At 67.5% G+C, this 19,315-nt stretch carries 12 protein-coding genes; 9 read left to right on the top strand and 3 right to left on the bottom strand.

Features of this window, described 5'->3' with window-relative positions:
- Position 1: 1 nt before the first annotated feature.
- The 6 genes from AOZ06_RS58210 (at position 2) to fxsT (AOZ06_RS43075) (ending at position 8,594) form a co-directional block, all read left to right on the top strand.
- Positions 2–163: a hypothetical protein gene (locus tag AOZ06_RS58210; RefSeq protein WP_169799067.1), complete on the top strand. Its 162-nt coding sequence runs from the start codon at positions 2–4 to the stop codon at positions 161–163.
- 173 nt (positions 164–336) lie between these two features.
- Entirely contained in the window at positions 337–831 is a 495-nt protein-coding gene (locus AOZ06_RS43095) for a hypothetical protein (RefSeq protein WP_054294638.1), read from the top strand.
- A 69-nt stretch (positions 832–900) separates the two neighbouring features.
- On the top strand, positions 901–1,695 hold the full coding sequence (locus AOZ06_RS43090; protein ID WP_083472314.1) for a lytic transglycosylase domain-containing protein: 795 nt from the start codon (positions 901–903) through the stop codon (positions 1,693–1,695).
- 73 nt (positions 1,696–1,768) lie between these two features.
- Entirely contained in the window at positions 1,769–3,244 is a 1,476-nt protein-coding gene (locus tag AOZ06_RS43085; RefSeq protein WP_054294637.1) for a VMAP-C domain-containing protein, read from the top strand.
- Entirely contained in the window at positions 3,241–4,263 is a 1,023-nt protein-coding gene (locus AOZ06_RS43080) for an AAA family ATPase (protein ID WP_054294636.1), read from the top strand. The genes AOZ06_RS43085 and AOZ06_RS43080 overlap by 4 nt, the downstream gene beginning before the upstream one ends.
- Positions 4,264–4,265: 2 nt before the next feature.
- Positions 4,266–8,594, top strand: coding sequence for an FxSxx-COOH system tetratricopeptide repeat protein (gene fxsT / locus AOZ06_RS43075; protein ID WP_054294635.1), 4,329 nt, complete (start codon positions 4,266–4,268; stop codon positions 8,592–8,594).
- Here fxsT (AOZ06_RS43075) and AOZ06_RS43070 read toward each other — a convergent pair.
- Positions 8,591–10,396, bottom strand: coding sequence for an HEXXH motif domain-containing protein (locus AOZ06_RS43070; protein WP_054294634.1), 1,806 nt, complete (start codon positions 10,394–10,396; stop codon positions 8,591–8,593). The genes fxsT (AOZ06_RS43075) and AOZ06_RS43070 overlap by 4 nt on opposite strands.
- A gap of 23 nt (positions 10,397–10,419) precedes the next feature.
- Positions 10,420–10,590 (bottom strand): hypothetical protein, encoded by a 171-nt coding sequence (locus AOZ06_RS58205; protein WP_169799066.1) that lies wholly within the window; start codon positions 10,588–10,590, stop codon positions 10,420–10,422.
- Between the two features lie 161 nt (positions 10,591–10,751).
- Here AOZ06_RS58205 and AOZ06_RS43060 point away from each other — a divergent pair, with 161 nt between their 5' ends.
- Genes AOZ06_RS43060 through fxsT (AOZ06_RS43050) form a run of 3 tightly spaced genes read left to right on the top strand, consistent with a single transcriptional unit; the run spans position 10,752 to position 17,529 of the window.
- Positions 10,752–12,329 carry a VMAP-C domain-containing protein gene (locus tag AOZ06_RS43060; RefSeq protein ID WP_157233560.1) on the top strand — a complete coding sequence of 526 codons (1,578 nt, stop codon included), beginning with the start codon at positions 10,752–10,754 and terminating at the stop codon, positions 12,327–12,329.
- Between the two features lie 35 nt (positions 12,330–12,364).
- Positions 12,365–13,345, top strand: a complete 981-nt coding sequence (locus AOZ06_RS43055) for an AAA family ATPase (protein ID WP_236951924.1) — start codon at positions 12,365–12,367, stop codon at positions 13,343–13,345.
- Positions 13,342–17,529, top strand: a complete 4,188-nt coding sequence (gene fxsT / locus AOZ06_RS43050) for an FxSxx-COOH system tetratricopeptide repeat protein (protein WP_054294630.1) — start codon at positions 13,342–13,344, stop codon at positions 17,527–17,529. The genes AOZ06_RS43055 and fxsT (AOZ06_RS43050) overlap by 4 nt, the downstream gene beginning before the upstream one ends.
- Here fxsT (AOZ06_RS43050) and AOZ06_RS43045 read toward each other — a convergent pair.
- Positions 17,526–19,229 (bottom strand): HEXXH motif domain-containing protein, encoded by a 1,704-nt coding sequence (locus AOZ06_RS43045; protein WP_157233558.1) that lies wholly within the window; start codon positions 19,227–19,229, stop codon positions 17,526–17,528. The two genes, fxsT (AOZ06_RS43050) and AOZ06_RS43045, sit on opposite strands and share 4 nt — an antisense overlap.
- Between the last annotated feature and the right edge of the window lie 86 nt (positions 19,230–19,315).

Here is a 19,315-nt window from a genome sequence, read left to right as displayed (position 1 = left end):
GGTGAATCTCAAGAAGATACTTCTGTTGGCAGTGGTCGCGCTGCTGGTGTTCTACCTGATCACGCAGCCGACGCAGTCCGCGAACGCCGTGCAGACGGTGCTCGGCTGGCTGCGCGACGGCGCGGAGGCGATCATCACCTTTGTCAAGAGCCTCTTCGCTTAATGACGCTGCGTCACAGTTAGCGCCGACGGGCGATCCATCTTGGACCGTCCGGGTGGATTATGGGGAATAAGTCCAGGTGGCGAGATTGATGATGAGTCAACTCTGGATTCTTGACCCCGTCCGCCCCTACGGTCTTCGGCAACGAGTGATCATCGCCCCCACAGGAGGCACGCATGGTCGACGACCACGGGGTCGACGCTTTGGTTCGGCAGTGGACGGCTGAGCGTTCGCAGGACGCGGAAGCGGAGGAGATCAACCGGATTGCCTCGACGTGGCTCGCCGAGGGACCGGTGACCGTTTCCCAGCCGGGGATCCCTGGTCAGCGCGCCAAGGGCGGTGCCAAGTCCTGGGTGGCCGTGCAGTCGGCCGACCCGCGCTACACCGAGGCGATGAGCAAGCGCCTGCCCGGTGTGCCGCAGGACCTGGTCGCGTCGGCGGCCGGCTACTGGCAGATGGTGGGCGGTCTCGCCGAAGCCGAGCAGTGGTGGGACGCGGGGATCAGCCCGCTGGACCAGCGCGCGCTGGACTACCGCGCGGCCGGCCTGGCGCCGTCTGACCTGAGCCGTCGCCTCGGACCGCTGACGGTGCTCGAGCACCTGCGCCGGGGTAGTGCGCCCGCGTGGTGTGTGGCGCGGCTGCAGCGGCAGCAGCGCAACGGCGTCGCTTGATCCAGGCTGCCTGATCCGGGTCGCCTGATCGAGGACGTAACGGGGCTTCGCCCTCGTCGTTGACAACCTGTGGTGGTTGATCGTCGTCGAGGGCTGCTCTTGCGGCTCGCCGTGGTCGCGCTCGTGCTCGTACTGGCGGGCGGCGGGGTGTGGCTGCTGACGGCCACGTCCGCCCCGCAGGCCGGTCCGGTCACCTCCGAGATCCCCGCTCTGCAGGTTCAGCCCGCGCCGGTACAGCCCGGTGCGGTCGTCCCGCAGCCCGCGGCGCAGAGCGTGCCGCAGGCGACGCCAGGCGTCGATCCGTTGGTCGCGTGGGCGAACCAGGTGGCTGCCACGACCGGCGTCCCGCCAAGGGCGCTGCGCTCGTACGGCAACGCCGAGCTCGTCCTGCGGTCGGCCACGCCCGGCTGCAAGCTGTCCTGGGCGACTCTGGCCGGCATCGGCCGGATCGAGTCCAACCACGGCCAGTTCGGCGGTGCGCAGCTCGGCCAGGACGGGCGGCCGACCAAGCCCATCATCGGTGTCCCGCTGGACGGCTCGACCGGCGTGCAGCACATCTCGGACACGGACGGGGGCCGCTACGACGGCGACCCGACGCTGGACCGCGCGGTCGGCCCGATGCAGTTCATCCCGTCCACCTGGGCCAAATGGGCTTCGGACGGCAACGGTGACGGCCGCGGCGACCCGCAGCAGATCGACGACGCGGCGCTGGCCGCCGCTCGCTACCTGTGCGTCGGCGCGCGTGACATGAGCACGCCATCAGGCTGGTGGGCAGGCATTATGTCCTACAACAACTCGGTTTCGTATGGCCAGAAAGTGTTCGGCCTCGCCGACGGTTACGCCAAGCAAGCACAGCGTCGTTGATTCAGGGGCTCTCCCCCGTCTGCTTTCGACCCTATGATGGACGGCACGCCATCGGATAGGGGAGAGGTTCCGAATGACGGAGGCCAACGGCGGTGACAACGGCGTTCTTTGGCCGCTTGTCCGTGCGTTGATGAGGGTGGGTTGCCTCAGCGATCTGAGCGGCCGAAACCTGGTGATCAGAATAGTCAGCGACGAACTCGATCACCCGCTGGCTGTCGATGAATACCCGCAGACCACGACGCATCTGTTCAGCCTCGTCAACGCCTGCAGACAGCAACCTGACGGATTGTCCGCGCTGCTCGTCGTCCTCGAACGGCTGGAGCCCGGCTCGACCGCCATGTCGGACGTCCGTCGGGTGATCAACGAAATGATCGTGTACGACACGATCTCCCCCGAAGATCGCAGACAACTGTTCACGCTGCTCAGCGGTGTCGTGATCCCCGATATCGGGGATCTGTACCGCTACGTCGCGGGTGAGGCGGCGCTGGACCTGCCGGAGCAAACGACATATCAGGAGATGTTCCGCGCTCTCGAGACGCTCAACGCGAACGTGAACGGGATACCGAAACCGATCGTCTTCGTCGAGCACCTCGCCACCAGGGTGCGGCTGGACCTCGCGGTCGAGCTGCGCCGCTGGGTCAGTGGTCAGGCCGGGAAACTGGGCCTGGACACCGAGCTGACGCAGCTGCGCGAGCAGATCGCGACGACGGTCGTGCGCAAGCCGCCCCAGCGCGCGGACGGATATGTGGTCTTCCAGGTCGAACGCGCTGGTCCGAGCGGTGACGCCTACCGCATCGCCACGTGGAAACAACTGGACATCACCGATGGCTGGCACCCGGAGCGAGCGCCGGACATCCATGCCGCTAGTCTCTCCGAGATGCAATTCCGGGTGGCCGAGGTCATCGAGAACGTCGAGTCGGAATGGGCCCAGTTCGAGCCGACGATCCGCCTTGAGTTCCTGCTCTCCACTGAATTGCTGAACCTGGACGTCGACCAATGGCAGTGGGAAACCGAATCGCGATTTCCCGAACCCATGGGATGTCGCTTTCTCGTGTCCGTCAGGTCATTGGAAAGAATGAAAGCCCGCAAGTGGCACCGCGCTTGGTATATTCGCTGGAACGAGCTCAAGGCGCAAGTCAGTGAACACAAAAGCGTCACCAAGGGCGGCGGGTACCAGAACCGGTCGAACGCGCACCAGGCTTTGCGTGAGCTTGTCTCGTATTTCGAACGCACCCCGACCGTCGTCTCGCTGATTCTCAGTGCCCCGCCGACCGGTGCGACGTACGCCGACGAGATTTCCATCGCGCTGCGCGCCGGAATTCCGATGATCATCTGGCACCGCTGGGACTGCGATGCCGAGGAGTTCGGTGCGGCGGTCGAAAAAGTTCTGTACGAGAGCAATGCCCAGCACCTGTTGGACAGGGTCAGGGTGGTCCGTGCCAACGCGTACGCCGACGGCCTCGAGCTGCGGCACGTGGGCAACCAGTTGACGATCTTGTGGGACGACCCCGAGCGGATGGTCATCCCGGAAGGAGTGCCCGCGGCATGACCGACCAGGACTGGCGGGTCTACACCGGGACCGGCGCGCCGCGCGGCGCGCCGATCGACAACCTGCCGAAACCACCGCCGTGGCGGCGGTTCCCCGGGTCGGGGCACGTCGAGGCCAGGCCGGTGAGCGACGGCGGCGAGACCTCGCGGCGGATCGGTGACGCGGCCAACCGCTGGCACCTGTCGACCGATCACGAGGTCGCGATGGTGAACGCGGCGATCTACCTGCGCAGGCCGTTGCTGGTGACCGGCAGGCCGGGCACGGGCAAGTCGAGCCTGGCGTACCTGATCGCGTCGGAACTCGGCCTGGGACCGGTGCTGCGGTGGCCGATCGGGTCGCGCACGCTGCTGAAAGACGGGTTGTACTCGTACGACGCCATCGGGCGTGTGCAGGCCGCGAGCGCCCGTCCGCACGACGAACCGGACATCGGCGAGTTCATCCACCTCGGGCCATTGGGAACGGCGTTGCTGCCGTACGAGCTGCCGCGGGTGTTGCTGGTGGACGAGCTGGACAAGGGCGACATCGACCTGCCCAACGACCTGCTCAACGCCTTCGAGGAAGGCGAGTTCCGGCTGGACGAGCTGGTGCGGATCAGCAAGCAGCAGCCCGAGGTCACGGTCATGACCGACGACTGGGGCAGCACGGCGACCATCCGTGGCGGGCGGGTGCAGTGCCGGTCGTTCCCGATCGTGATCATCACGAGCAACGGGGAGCGGGAGTTCCCGCCCGCGTTGCTGCGGCGGTGCCTGCAGCTGCACTTGGAGCCGCCCAGCGAGAAGCAGCTCGGTGCGATGGTCGCGGCGCAGTTCGGGCCGACCGAGGGCGTCGACGTGGCCCGGTTGATCGGCGAGTTCATGCAGCGCAGCGAGGAGCACGGCGGCCTGGCGGCCGACCAGCTGCTCAACGCGGTGCACCTGGCCGTCGAGCTGGTCACCGCCGGCGTGCACCAGCCGTCCGACCCGGAGTGGAAGTCGCTGCTGTCGGCGATCTGGCACCCCTTGCAGAGCAGGAGTGTCTGAGAGTGAGCGCTCTGCCGTCCGACGAGCCACCAGACCGGGAGACCGGTCTGATGTGGCAGGTGGCGGCGGGACCGCGGCCGACCGATCTGACGTGGTCGGAACTCAGGGACATCTGGTGGCTGGCGCGGTGCATCCACCGGGAAACACCGCAGCCACCGCCCCGCGATGCCCCGCCGGGCGACGACGTCCCCGCAATTCCCGAAAGCGAACAACCCGCGCGGTCCGAACCGCCCCCGGACCCTGCGCAGCAGCCGGACATCACGCCGCCGAAACGCAAACAACCGGAAGCCACCGAGCAATGGGCGCCGCAACGGCGAGAAGTGCTCGACCGGACATTGGCGGACACGTCCCGCGCTTCCGCGCCGCTGCGCCGCCCGGTCGTCCCGGCTCTGCGCGACCCACGTGCCAGCGAACAAGCCCTTCGCCCGCTGACAAGGCGCGGCCTTTCCCCGTGGCGGACAGTGCTGGACGAGGAGGCGACCGCCAACCGCGCGGCTGAGCAGCGGATCTGGCTGCCCGAGTGGAAACCCGCGCCGTGGCGGAAGTTCGAACTCCTGCTGGTCGTCGATTCGAGCCCGACTCTCGCGATCTGGGAGACCATGGTCGACGAGTTCACCGGCGTGCTCGGCCACACCGGGGCGTTCCGCCAGATCCGCACGTACCGAACGGATTTCTCCCGCTCGGACGACCTCACCTTGATGGTGGCGGGCACCGGCGCCGAGCGGACGTGGCGGGATGTGGTCGACCCGACCGGACGGCGCGTGGTTCTGGTGATCACGGACGCCGTTGGTGCGGCATGGCGGACGGGTGCGGCCGAACGCCTGGTGGCGGAGCTGGCGACGCGGATGCCCACCGCGATCGTCAACGTGCTGAGTGAACGCCTGTGGAGCTGGGGCGGACTTTCCCCGCACCGCGCGCTCCTGTCGTCACCGGCACCGGGCGCGGCCAACAGCCTGTTGCGCGTCGATCCCGCGCCGCACGACGGTGTCGCGGTCCCCGTACTGTCGCTGACCGCGGAGTGGTTGTCCGGCTGGGCGACGCTCGTCGCGGGCGGGTCGACCGAGACGACCGTGATCAACGCCAGCACCCGCTCGCCGGTGGAGGACACCTACCGGATCGGGACGACCGAGCCGTATCTCTCACCCCGCGAGCGAGTGCTGCGCTTCAAGACCTACGCGTCGACGCGGGGTTTCCAGCTGGCCCTGCTGCTGGCCGCGGCGCCGTTGAACCTGCCGATCATCCAGCTCGTCGAACAGGTGATGCTCGACGGCTCCGACATGTCGGCGACGGCCGAAGTGCTGCTCGGCGGAATCGTGAAACAATCCCTCGATCTGAAATCGGTGACCGATCCGTCCGCGATCGCCTACGAATTCCACGAGGGAGTCCGCGAGGAGCTCCTCGCGATGGGAACCCGCGCCGACACAGTGCGCGTCGCCCGGATAGTGAGCGACGCGTTCGGCCCGGCTGTTCCCGTTCTGAAGAACTTCCGGAAGGCAGTCGACTTTCCGGCTACCGCAACGATTCCCGCGGTGACCGATGAGAATATCGCCTACCTGAAAATCGAGTCGGCGATTTTGGCTGCCATCTCCGGAAAGCAGTATGCGAAGCGATCGCGATCGCTCACTTTTGAGTTAAACAGATACACCAATGGGGGATCTGATGAGCGTGTTGAGCCGCCACTCGACCCGCGCGGTGATGAGAATGCCGGGTCAAGCCTTCGTGGCGCACGTATCAGTAGCGGGAGAATCGAGTCGATGACAGCCTCTGTGGAGGGCGAGATGAGCGTTTCCGAAACTCCCAAGACTGAACCACGAAAAGGGCCTGGCATTCGACCGCAAATTTGGGGAAACGTACCACTGCGCAACCCGGATTTCGTGGGCAGGGTCGAACTGCTCGACAAATTGCAGGAACGGTTGCTGGAGCCGGACAACCGGGCCACAGCGGTCCTGCCGGAAGCGCTGCACGGCATGGGCGGCGTCGGCAAGTCGCAGACCGTCGTCGAGTACATCTACCGGCACAGCTCCGAGTACGACATCATCTGGTGGATCCCGTCGGAGCAGCTGTCGCAGATCAACGCCAGCTTCGTGGAACTCGCCAAGAAACTGGGCCTGCCCGCCGGTTCGGCCGAGACAGCGCGGCCCGAGGTCCTCGAAGCGCTCCGCCGGGGCAGTCCGTACCAGCGCTGGCTGCTGGTCTTCGACAACGCCGAGCACCCGGACGTGGTCAGCCCGTTCGTCCCGGCCAGCTCCGGCCACGTGATCGTCACCTCGCGAAACCCGGACTGGGCTGGGGTCGCCCGCACCGTCGAGGTCGACCTGTTCACCCGCAAGGAAAGCGTCGACCTGCTGCGGATGCGCGGTGGCGAGATCACCGACGAGGACGCGGACCGCCTGGCCGAGGCGCTGGGCGACCTGCCACTGGCCGTCGAGCAGGCGGCGGCGTGGCGCGGCCAGACCGGCATGCCCGTCGACGAGTACCTGACGCTCCTCGACCGCCACCTCACCGACCTACTCGGCGACGAGCGCGCCGCCGAGTACGGTGCCCTCGGCTACCAGCGCTCGGTCGCCGCGGCGTGGAACGTGCCGCTGCACCGGCTGCGCACCTCGCATCCCGCGGCGCTGCAACTGCTCCAGGTTTGCGCGTTCTTCGGTCCGGAGCCGATCGCGCGGAGCCTGTTCACCGGCGGGCGCTCGGTCCCGGTCCCGCCGGAACTGGCCAACGCGCTGCGCGACCCGATCAAGCTCAACCGCGCGATCCGCGAGATCAGCCGCTACAGCCTCGCCAAGATCGACCACCGCAACAACACCATCCAGTTGCACCGGTTGGTCCAGACAGTGCTGAAGAACCAGCTGTCGGACAAGGAACAAGGCGACATGCGGCACGCCGTGCACGTACTGCTCGTCAACGGCGACCCGGACGACCCGGTGTCGACCGACGCCTGGCGCCGCTACGCGGATCTGCTGCCGCACGCGACGATGTCGAAGGCCGTCGAGTGCCAGTCGGACGCGTGGGTCCGCAGGCTGATCATCAACCTGGTCCGCTACCTGATCAGCATCGGTGACTACCGCGTCGCTTTCTCGTACGCGCGTGAGGCGATGGACCAGTGGAAACTGGCCTTCGGTGAGAACCACGAAGACACGCTGCAGATGGCCGCCCAGCGCAGTGTCGCGCTCCGCACCATGGGTGAGTACGACGAAGCGTTCAGGCTGATCGAGGAGACGTACAAACGCGTCCGGGAGACCTACGGCGAGGACAGCGAGCTGTACCTGACGGTCGCCGACGCGCTCCGGAGTGGTCTGCGGGCCCAGGGACGGTTCGTCCAGGAGCTCGAGATGCAGGAGAACATCGTCGAGAAGTCGAAGCACGTGCTCGGCGACGACGACCCCGCCACGCTCCGGTACGCCAACAACCTGGCCGGCAGCCTCCGGCTCAACGGCCAGTTCTTCCGTGCCAAAGAAGTCGACTACGACACCGGGGAACGCAAGAAGATCGTGCTCGGCGAAGAGCACTCGTCGACATTCCTGACGCTCAACGCGTACGCGATGGACATGCGCGAATGTGGTGAGTACATCGAGGCGTGCCGGGTGCAGGAGGAGCAGCTGGCGCGTTCGCGGGTCGTCATCGGCGAAGACCACCCGTCGACCATCGGCGCGATGCGCAACCTCGCTGTCGCCCGCCGGAAAGCCGGTCTGCACAAGGAAGCGCGCGAGATGTCCGAGGAATGCGTGCGCCTCTACCGCCTGCGGCACGGAGACACCCACCTCGACACCATCACCGCCGAGATGGGACTGTCGGCCGACCTGCGCGTGCTCGGCGACCTGCCGCAGTCGAAGAACCTGGCGGAGCACAGCTACCAGCTCTTCGTGGAGACCCACGGCGACCGGCATCCGTACACGCTGGTGGCCGCGATCAACCTGGCGGTCACCCTCCGCCTGTTGAAGCGGGCGAACGAAGCCAAGGAGATGAACCAGCGAACCCTGGACGTCCTGCACCAGGTGTTCGGTGACGACCACCCGTTCGCTTTGGTGTGCGCGACGAACCTGGCGAGCGACCTCGCCGCGATGAGCGACACGGCCGCCGCGCACGCGTTGGACGTGGACACCCACCAGCGTTCGGTCCGTGTGCTCGGCGAGAAGCACCCGTCGACCCTCGCTGTCGCCCTGAACCTTTCCATCGACCTGGAAACACTGGGCAACAAGGCTGAAGCAGCGGAACTGCACAGCAACACCGTGACGCACTTCCGCAACACGCTCGGTCCGGACCACCCAGCGACCCTGGGTGCCGAGCAGTCGATCAGGGCGAACTGCGACACCGACACGATGCAGCTTTAGTGTCCTGTGTGGTCGGTGTCCGGCATCATCCCGGCACCGACCCAGGTGGCGAGTTCGACCGGGTCCGGCGCCGTGCCGACCGTGGCCAGGATCCTGTTGTGCACGGCGGCGACCACTTCCGGCGCCCGCAGGACAGCGTCCGACGCGGTGATCCCGCGTGCTTTGAGCGACAGGCCAAGGCCGACCCAGCTCGCTGTGTCCTCGGGAGCGTTGCGCAACCGCGCCAGGTACATCGTCGTGGCCGCGGCGTAGTCGTCCGCCAGGTAGGCGGCGTCTCCTGCCGCCAACGTCGAGTGCGCCACCACTTCGGCGAACGTCTCCGGTGCGGTCAGCCGCAACTCCACAAGAGCCGCGCGGCTGGGCCGTTCGGACGGCCGGGCGTCGGGGACGACGCGGCTGGCGGGCATCACCGGCAAGGGAACGCCTGCGAGCCAGGCGTTTGTCAGCCGCGCGATGTCGTCGGGGTCAGGTCGTACGTGACGCTTGCGCCATGTCGCGCGGTGGTCGTCGGTGATCTTCGTGACCGCGTCCATGACGTCGGACGCCACGGGTTGCCGTTCGACGAGTGCGAAGCGAGCGCGGATCGACTCGAGCAGCCTGCGTCCCAGGCGGGTCAGCGCGGGTTCGCCGACCAGTGAGGTGATCGCTTCCCCGACCTGGCAGCGGCGCAGTGCGAAAGTGAAATGCGCCTGGCCCGCCTGCTGTTGCGGGAGCAGGTCGCGTTGGACCTGCCAGAACTCGGCGACGCTCAGGAAGGCCAGAACGCCGTGCAGCAGTCCGCTCAACGGGCGCGGGTCGTCGCGCCACGGCGCGTACATGTCGTCCCTGTGTCCCAGATCGAACAGTCCAAGCAGGCCGTTCAACTTGGAATGCTGGAACTCGTGCACCAGTGTCTCGGCGACCAGCGTCGCGGACGTTTTGCGGGACACGGCGACGCAGCCGATCGCCACTGAGGACGAAGCGCCCCGGATGGACGTCCCCGCGGGCAGGGGTGTCACCATTCGCAGTCCCGCGGAAAGCTCCCGCGCGTAGTCCGGGTGCCACAGCGTCAACAGGTCGAACGCTTCGCCGAGCAGTTTCTCCCACTCCGCGGCATCGGCTCGATCCAGTCGCCGAGGTGGGATGGGCTCGGAGAGTTCGCGGTACGGGTCGTTGTCGTTGATCTCCACCGAGAACCGCACACCGCGTGAATGCGTTGTGTACCGCCGCACCGGGAAGAAGTGCGGCGAATCGAGTGTGATCTGCCCGGTGTGCCCCAGAGTGACAGCCGTTCCGCTCGCGCAGTTGATCAGCTCGACGAAACCGGTGGGGAAAACCGTCGGAAGCTCGATGTGACCGACAGTGGGAAGCGTGACCACCCCGTGCACCACGGGTACCTTGACGCGGCAGTGCACTCCGGTCCGAATCGCCATCACGGCGACGAGGGAGTGCAGATAGCCGAGTTCCGACCAGACCGGGATGGAATCGGTCACCTGCGCGTACAGCCTTCGCAGGATCCTGGTGAGCCACACCCCGACGGTCGGGTGCGTCAGAATTCCGCGTACCACGGCGGGATCTCTGTCCTCAGCGGTCGCGAGGACATCCCAGACCGAATCCGTGTCGGTGAGCGGGCCGACCGCGGCCGGGTGCTCCGCGCAGAAGTCGGCCACTCCGCGCAACAGCAGCTTTCTGTTGCTGTACTGCGAAGTCTCCACGGCCCCGACGAATTCGGCGCCGACGCCACCGGAACACAACTCGTCGAACGCCCGGCGGGATAACTGGTGTGTTGTCAGCCGGTCGGTCGACAATCGCAGGGGGTGCACAGTCCCAACCCGGTACCGAGAAGTCACTTCTCGTCTTGGACTTGGATCTCGTTCTTGTTCGCGGTCGAGAACGCGACAGCGCGGTGAACGGCGTGCGCCAGTTCGGGAGTTGTCCTGTCGCGTAGCTCGCGGAATGGCACAGCACTCAGATCGAGCAGCTCTGACGTGAGATCGGCTGTCGAGATCGTTGTCATGGACGGACCTCCCCGGACTGTCGCCAGCATCGAACCCGCAGCCTCCATCGTGCCGTACGTCCGGCTTGCGCGGCAGGGCCGAGTGGCTAGTTCCTCAGGAACCGAACGGCCTTGCCGGGCGGTGATCTTGAGTCGCGCGGCGGGTCGCTTGATCAATTCATTTGCCTGCTACCGCTATCCCGGGATGGCTGCCACACTATTGTCCGCATAACCGTGACAGCGGCGACTCCTCAGGGGGCGATGTGGCGGAGGGCGGTGACGTCATACCGGCACGCGGCCCTCTTTGGCCGTTGGTGCGCGCCCTCCTGCGGGTCGGGTGTCTCGCCGATTTGAACGGCCGCAACCTCGTCGTCAGAATCGTGTCCGACGAGCTCGATCATCCGTTGCTTCCGGAAGAACACCCGCAGTGCGCCGCACATTTGTTCAGCATCGTCGAAACTTGCCACCACCGGCCGGACGGGTTGCCGGCGCTGTTGTTCGTCCTCGAGCAGATCGAGCCGGGCACGAAGGCGATGGCCGAGGTGCGCCGGATCATCACCGAGATGTCCGCGCTGGACACGTGGTCACCGGGTGAACGGCGCCGGCTTTTCGCGGTGCTGGCCGGAGTCGTGGTGCCCGACATCGCCCGCATCTACCAGACCGTCGCCGGCGCGAACGCACCGCAACTGCGGGCGCAGACGACGTATTCCGAGGTTTTCCTCGCGCTGGAAACACTCAACGCCGGTCCCGACGGTGTGCCGAAGCCGTTGATTTTCGTCGAGCACCTCGCTGTTCGAGTTCGCTCGGACCTGGCCGCGGAGCTGCGGCGATGGGGGGACGAGCAGGCGGCGAGAATGGGAGTCGCCGTCGAGTTGCGCGCTGTCCGGAAAACGATCGTGAGTACGTCTTCCGGTGCGTCCGCCGAGTCCGGTGCGAACGCCTACCTCGTCTTCCAGCTGCAGTACGAGGGTCCGTCGACCGAACTGTACCGGCTTTGCCATTGGCGGCAACGCGATCTGTCCATCGGGTGGTATCCGAAACGGGGGTCGGACTTCGTCGGCAAACTCGACGAGATCAAACACCGGGTCGCGTCGCTCGTCGAGGCGGCCGAAAGCGACTGGGCGCCGTACGAGGTGGATATCAGGGTCGAGTTCTTCCTGCCGAGGGAGTTGCTCAACCTGGATGTCGACCAGTGGCAGTGGGAGGCCGAGTCCGATTTTCCCGAACCCATGGGCTGTCATTTCCCGGTATGCGTCCGCAGCCTGGAACGGATGGTCGCCCGCAAATGGCACCGGCAGTGGTACATCCGGTGGAAGCGGCTGATGAACCAGGTGCGGGACAAAAACGTGCTCACGCCGGAAGCCGGGTTTTGGAGCAAACCCGGCGACCAGCCGAACCTGCGTCAATTGACCTCGTATTTCGAGCGCGAGCCCGTGGTCGTCGCGCACGTGCTCGCCGCTCCGCCGGCGGCGACACCGGCGTCGTTCGACGAGGTCGCCGTCGGTCTGCGGGCAGGCATCCCGGTGATGGTGTGGCACCGGGAGGACTGCGGCATCGAGGAGTTCGTCGCGACCGCGAAGGACCTGCTGCACGCCGAGGCGCCCGGCAGGCTGCTCGACCGGGTCCGGCTGGTCCGGGCCGATGCCTTCGCCAACGACGCGCGGCAGCCGCACGTAGGCAGCCATCTGGCTGTGCTGTGGGACGACCCCGAGCGGGTCGTGGTCCCGGACCGTCCGGGACCACCCGAGGAGGTGGATTGACGGTGGACTGGCGCATTTACCGCGGAACGGGACAAGTGGCTCCGTCTCCCATCACGGCGCTGCCGCAGCCACCGCCGTGGCGCAGGTTCACCGGCGACGGCTTCGCGACGAGGCCGAACGGTGACAGCGGCGAGACCGCGCGCAGGATCGGCACCGCGGCAGGCCGCAGGCATCTGTCCACGCCACACGAGATCGCGATGGTGAACGCCGCGCTCTACCTGCGCAGACCCCTGCTGGTGACGGGCAGACCGGGCACGGGCAAGTCCAGTCTGGCGTACCTGATCGCGACGGAACTCGGCCTGGGACCGGTCCTGCGGTGGGGGATCACGAGCCGGACGACGCTGATCGAAGGCCTGTACAACTACGACGCGATCGGTCGTGTCCAGGCCGCGGGATCGCGTCGCGGCCATGAGCCCGACATCGGTGACTTCGTGCACCTCGGCGCGTTGGGAACGGCGTTGCTGCCGTACGAGGTCCCGCGCGTGCTCCTGGTGGACGAACTGGACAAAGGCGACATCGATCTTCCGAACGACCTGCTGAGCGTGTTCGAGGACGGCGAGTACGAGATCCCCGAACTGGTCCGGATCGCCAAGCAGCAGCCGGAAGTCACCGTGTTCACGCACGACAAGCGGGGCAGCGCGGTGATCGGCGACGGCTGGGTGCAGTGCCGTGCCTTCCCGGTCGTCATCATCACGAGCAACGGTGAACGGGAGTTCCCGCCTGCCTTCCTGCGCCGATGTCTGCAGTTACACCTCAGTCCACCCGGTTCCGAACAGCTCGCCGCGATGGTGGCCGCCCAGTTCGGCGGCGCCGCGGAACGAGTCGACGTGGCCCGGCTGATCAGCGAGTTCCTCGAACGCAGCGAAGCCGTCGGCGGGCTGGCCGCCGACCAGCTGCTCAACGCCGTGCACCTGGCGAGCGAACTGGCCACATCCGGGGCGTACCAGCCGGACGAGGAGTGGAACGAGCTGATGCGGGCGATCTGGCACCCCCTGTCGACGGCGGAGCCCGGATGAGCACAGCCAACGAACCAGCGGGCAAGTCGCGGCTGCGCACGAGTGATCTGACCGCGGTCGAGATCAAGGACGCGCTCTGGCTCGCCACGATCATCAGCGAGCACGTGGACGGCGAGCCGCCCGGCCAGGCGGCGGCGCGGCTCGAACCGCCCGCAGTGGACAGAACCGGCCCACTGCCCGCGGACCTGCCGCAACCGCAACGGTCCCGGCCGGAGGCGGATCTCGGCATGTCGTGGTCGACGCGGTTCGCGCGGTCCGGCGACGGCGCGTCCACCGCGTCCGTGGCACGCGTCGGATCATCGGGCCGGGAGCTGCAACAGGCGGCGCTGCTCGCGAAAGCACTGCGGCCCTTGATGAAACGGTCGCCGTCGCCGTGGAAGCACCAGCTCAACGAAGAGGCGACGGCCGTCAGGGCGGCGCAGGACGGGATGTGGCTGCCGGTCCTCGATCCCGCTCCGTGGCGGCGGTTCGAGCTCGTGCTCGTCGTGGACACCTCGGCGTCGATGGACGTCTGGCGGGAAACCGTGGACGAGTTCAGGGAACTCATGCTTCAGCAGGGCGCTTTCCGCAACGTCCGCAAGCTCCTGGTCGACTGCTCGGCGCGGGAGCTGCTGCTCCGCGTCGAAGGACCGGCGGGTGCCGTGCAGAGCACCCGGCACCTGGTCGACCCGACCGGGCGGCGCCTGGTGATCGTCCTGACCGACGCGATCGGCAGCGCCTGGCACGACGGTACGGCCGCGCGGGTGCTCGCGCGGTGGGCGAGCCGGATGCCGTTGGCGATCATCAACGTCCTGCCGTCCCGGCTGTGGAGCTGGAGCGGCCTGTCGCCGCGCCGCGTGTCGCTCTCGGCGGGTGCGCTCGGCGTGACCAACAGGGAACTGCGGGTGCGGCGCATCGAGCACGACATCTTCGAGGACGACCCGGCCGGCGACTCGATCCCGGTCCCGGTGCTCGCGCTGACACCGGAATGGCTGTCCGGCTGGGCGAACCTGGTCGCGGCGGCTGGTGCCGCACCGGTGGAGACGACCGCGGTCATGCTGAACCCCCGTGACAGCAAACCGATCGCCGACCAGGCTGAGCCGCGCACGGCGTTGTCCGCCTACGACCGGGTGATGCGGTTCCGCACGTACGCCTCACCACCGGCGTTCCAGCTCGCGGGTCTGCTGGCGGCAGCGCCGCTGAACCTGGCGATGATGCGGTTCGTGCAACGGGAGCTCCTGCCGGACACCGATGTCTCCGTGCTGGCCGAGGTGGTGCTCGGCGGCGTGCTGCGCAAGGTGAAGGCGGCACGTTCGGCGCACGATCCGACGGCCGTGGTGTTCGAGTTCCACGACGGGGTACGCGAAGAGCTGCTTTCCGGCGTGCGCCGCGCGGACACCGTCCGGGTGGCCAGGGTCCTCGGTGACTACCTCGGCTCGAGTGTGGCCATGCTGCGCAACTTCCGTGACGCGGTCGACGATCCGGACGGTACGGCGAGGCCGAAGGTCTCCCCGGAGACCATGCCGTACCTGCGTGTCCAGGAGGCGGTTTTCCGTGCCCTGTCAGGAAGGTACGCACCTCGGGCTGTGAGTCTGCGGCGAGAGCTCAGAGGCGCACGGCTGTGGGCGCACGCGCGTGGCGAACGCGTCCACGAGGACGCCCCGGCCGCGCGGGGATTCGAACCGCCGACCGGCGCGCCTGTACCGGACAGCGACCACCGACCCCAGGTCTGGGGGGCAATCCCGTTGCGCAACAACGACTTCGTTGGACGGGACAGTCTGCTGGAGGTGCTGGCGGAGAAGCTGACGGCACCTGGTGTGACGGCGGTGCTCCCGGAAGCGCTGCAGGGCATGGGCGGTGTGGGCAAGTCGCAGACGGTGGTCGAGTACATCTACCGGCACGCCGACGAGTACAACGTGATCTGGTGGATCCCCGCCGAGCAGATGTCCCAGATCACGGCCAGTTTCGTCGAGCTGGCCAAACGACTGGGACTGCCGGCGAGTTCGGCGGAGGTCGCCATCACGGAAGTCCTCGACAGTCTGCGGACGGGCGAGCCGTTCGACCGCTGGCTGCTCGTGTTCGACAACGCGGGCAGCCCGGAGAGCGTGCGGCCGTTCTTCCCCGCGAGTGCGGGCCACATCATCGTCACCTCACGGGACATGCACTGGGCACGCGTGGCCAACGTCGTCGAAGTGGACCTGTTCACCCGCGAGGAAAGCATCCAGATGCTGCGCCGGATCGGCGGTGACATCAGCGAGGCCGACGCCGACCGGCTGGCCGACGCACTGGGCGACCTGCCGTTGGCCGTGGAACAGGCCGCGGTGTGGCGCGTGCGGACAGGTATGCCCGCGGCCGAGTATCTCCAGTTGCTGAAAGGACACCTGGCCGAACTGCCGGACGACGGACCCGGCGAGTACGGCGTGATGCGATCGGTCGCGGCGGCGTGGCGCGTGCCCTTGCACCAGCTGCGAACCGAGTTCCCAGCGGCGCTGCAACTGTTGCAGGTGTGCGCCTTCTTCGCCGCCGAACCGCCGATCCCACGGGCCTTCTTCGAAGCGGAGCACGACGTTCCCGTGCCGCCGGAACTGGCCGAGGCGATGGCCGATCCGGTGCAGCTGGACCGGATCTTCCAGGCGATCAGCGGGTACGGCCTGGCCAAGATCGACGAAAGCGGCGCGACGCTGAGCCTGCACCGCCTGGTGCAGACCGTCATCCAGAACCAGCTGAGCGCGGACGAAAGAGCGAAGCTGCGGCACGCCGTGCACGTCCTGCTGGTGCACGCGGACCCCGACGACCCGACGTCACAGACGTGGGGGCGGTACGCCGAACTGCTGCCGCACGCGGACGTTTCCGACGCGATCCACTGCCGCAGCAACGACGACCGGGTACGGCGGCTGCTGATCCACCTCGTGCGCTACCTGATCAACAGCGGTGACTTCCAAGGTGCGCTCGACCTGGCGGATCGGGCGGGCGAGCACTGGCGGGCAGCTCTCGGGCCGACGAGCGCCGACACGCTGGAGATGGCCCGGCTGCAGGGGCTCGCGCTGTACCGGACCGGCCGCTACGACGAGGCGTTCGAGTTGAGCAACTCGACGTTCCGGCAGGTGGAGGCGACCTTCGGGACGGACAACACGTTGTTTCTGCGCACCGCCAACATTTTGCGGATGAGCCTGCGGCCACGGGGGTTGTTCGTCGAGGAACTCCAGATGCAGCAGACGATCTTCGACCGGTCGTGCCACGTGCAAGGCCGGGAGCACCCCGCGACCCTGGAGTACGCCAACAACCTGGCGGGGTGCCACCGCCTCAACGGCAACTTCTTCGTCGCCCGTGATCTGGACCAGGACACGTGGAACCGCAAGCGGAAGGTGCTCGGCGAGGAACACCCGAGGACGTTCCTGACGTTGAACGCGCTGGCGATGGACATGCGTGAGTGCGGTGAGCACATCAAGGCGTGTCAGATCCAGGAGGACAATCTGGCGCGCCAGCGGGCGGTCATCGGCGCCGAGCACCCGAACATCATCGGTGCCATGCGGAACCTGTCCGTGGCGCGCAGGAAAGCCGGGCTGTACGAAGCAGCCGCGGAGCTGTCCAGCGAATGCGTGCGCCTGTACCGGCGACGGCACGGCGCACGCCACCAGGACACCATCACGGCGCAGATGTGCCTGTCCGCCGACCTCAGGCAGTTGCGGAACTTGCCGGAATCACTGCGTCTCGGCGAGCTGAGTCATCAACTGTTCGCCGAACGATACGGCCGGGAACACCCGTACACGTTGGTCGCCGCCATCAACCTGGCTGTCACGTTGAGACTGCTCGGGCGGACCGAAGACGCGTGGGAACTCAACACCAGGACAGTCGGCGCGGTGCGTGACATCTTCGTCAACGACCACCCGTTCGGCCTTGTCGCGGCCACGAACCTGGCCAGCGACCTGGCTGCGGCGAACCGCTTGCAGGAGGCACACGCGCTCGACAGCGACAGCCTTGCCCGTTCCCGACGCCTGCTGGGCCACCGGCATCCGTCCACACTTGCCGTGGCGTTGAACCTGGCAGTCGACCTGGCGTCGTTGAACCGACAGGAAGAGGCAGAAGCGTTGCACAGCGTGACAGTGGGCAGCCTGCGTGTCGTCCTCGGCGCCGAACACCCGGCTACGAGAGCGGCGCAGGTTTGGGGACGTGCGAACTGCGACACGGACACCATGCAGCTTTAGGCCGGGAGTGCGGCTCCCAGCCATCCGGCGAGGCCGACCGGGTCGGTCGACCCGTCCATGTCGAGCAACCGGTTGTAGAGGTCGAACACGACCTCCGGCATCGTGCGCAAGGCGTGGCCCTCCGGGGATCGCGCGGCCATCGAGACCGTCAGCCCCGCCCAGGCGCTCACGTCCGTCGGCCCGTGCAGGATCTTGTCCACGTACGCCGCCGTCGCTTGGCGGAGGTCCCCTGTCGCGAAGGCGACGTCTCCTTCGGACACACCGTGGCTCGGCTGCGCGAGCAGCTCACGGAATCGGTCCGGATCGGTGATCTTGGTCTTCAGCAACGACGTCCGTGCGGACGCGGTGGTGGACCGGAGGAACGGCACGACTTCGCCGTCGCTCGCCGCGACCGGCGGCGGAGCCGGGCGCTGGTGCAGCCACGCGGTCGTCAACCGGTCGACGTAACCGCTGTCGGGCCGGACGTGGCGAAGCCGCCACGTGACCCGGTGGTCCCGCTCGATCAGGGCGACGGTCTCGGTCACCTCGGCCGGGACGCTCGCCTCGGCGCACCTCGCCACCCGCCGCGACACCTCGGCCACCAGCCGGGATCCGGGCTCAGTCAGGTCCGGTGTGGACTCGATGGCGCTGATGGCCTGCCGCAACTGGTGGCGGCGATGGGCGAAGACGTAGTCGGCTTCGCGCCGGTACGCCGCGGTGCCGGCCTGGTCCCGCTGCAGCCGCCAGAACTCAACGACACTGGCGAAGGCGTAGAGGCCGTGCAGGAGGCCGGAAAGCGGCCTGGGGTCGTCACGCCACGGCGCGTACCAGCGTTGCCCGGCGTCACCGACGCGGAGCGTGACGAGTTCGAGCAACGCGTTGAGCTTCGAGTGCTGCAACTCGTGCACGAGCGCCTCGGCGAGCGCGGTCGCTGACACCTTCGACGAAAGCGCGACAGCACCGAACGCCGCGTTCGACGACGACCCCACCATGCGGCGGTCGTCCAGGATCGGCGCGATGGTCCGCAGGCCCGCGGCCAGTTCACGGGCATAGCCGGGATGGCGGTCAACGAGCAGTTCCCATGCGTCGTCGAGCAGGTGCTGCCACCGAGTTCGCTGGGCCGCACTCATCCGGCGGGGCGGTATCGGGTCGGCGAACTCGCGGTAGGGGTTCGTGTCGTCGATCTCCACGACCAGGTCGATCCCGCTGGCGGAAACACGATGCTGTTGGACCGGAAGGAAATCGTCGCTGTCCTCGAACCGGGTCGCGCCGGTCTCGCTGTCCAGCCGCAGCACCGCGCAACCGGCGGACGTGTGCATCTCGACGAACTGGCTCGTGGCACCGGGCGGTTGCGAGATCACGCCGACAGTCGGCAGACAGACGACCCCGCGGACGAAAGGCAGCACCATCGTGAACGGGACGCCCGTGCGGATCGCCGCCGCCGCGGCGATCGCCCGCAGATACCACAGTTCACTGCCCGCGTCGCCGTCCGGACCGAGCAGGGACCGCAACGTCCGGACCAGCCACACGCCTGTGGCCGGGTGCATGAGCACGTCGTCGACCACGTCGGGCCGGGCCCGCTCGGCCGCCGACAGCACGGCCCACGACCGCTCCACGTCGGCGAGGACGTCGGCGCTGTGGCCGCGAGCGGGGAGTTCGCGCATCACCGCGAGCAGCATCGCCTTGCGCTGGCTGTGCACACTGCGCGTGAGCAAACCCATTGACTCACCCGAGATGGGCCCGGAACAGAACTCGGCCAAGAAGGACGCGGGAAGCCGATGGGTCGTGATCGCCCTGCCCGTCTTCT

The organism is Kibdelosporangium phytohabitans, assembly GCF_001302585.1.
Lineage (GTDB): Bacteria > Actinomycetota > Actinomycetes > Mycobacteriales > Pseudonocardiaceae > Kibdelosporangium > Kibdelosporangium phytohabitans.
This window is presented reverse-complemented; position numbering and strand designations above follow the sequence as displayed.

Excerpts from the sequence above, each read along its gene's own strand:
- AOZ06_RS43095 (WP_054294638.1), top strand. The coding sequence starts at position 337 with ATGGTCGACGACCACGGGGTCGACGCTTTGGTTCGGCAGTGGACGGCT.
- AOZ06_RS43085 (WP_054294637.1), top strand. The coding sequence starts at position 1,769 with ATGACGGAGGCCAACGGCGGTGACAACGGCGTTCTTTGGCCGCTTGTC.
- AOZ06_RS43080 (WP_054294636.1), top strand. The coding sequence starts at position 3,241 with ATGACCGACCAGGACTGGCGGGTCTACACCGGGACCGGCGCGCCGCGC.
- AOZ06_RS58205 (WP_169799066.1), bottom strand. The coding sequence starts at position 10,590 with ATGACAACGATCTCGACAGCCGATCTCACGTCAGAGCTGCTCGATCTG.
- fxsT (WP_054294630.1), top strand. The coding sequence starts at position 13,342 with ATGAGCACAGCCAACGAACCAGCGGGCAAGTCGCGGCTGCGCACGAGT.
- AOZ06_RS43045 (WP_157233558.1), bottom strand. The coding sequence starts at position 19,229 with ATGGGTTTGCTCACGCGCAGTGTGCACAGCCAGCGCAAGGCGATGCTG.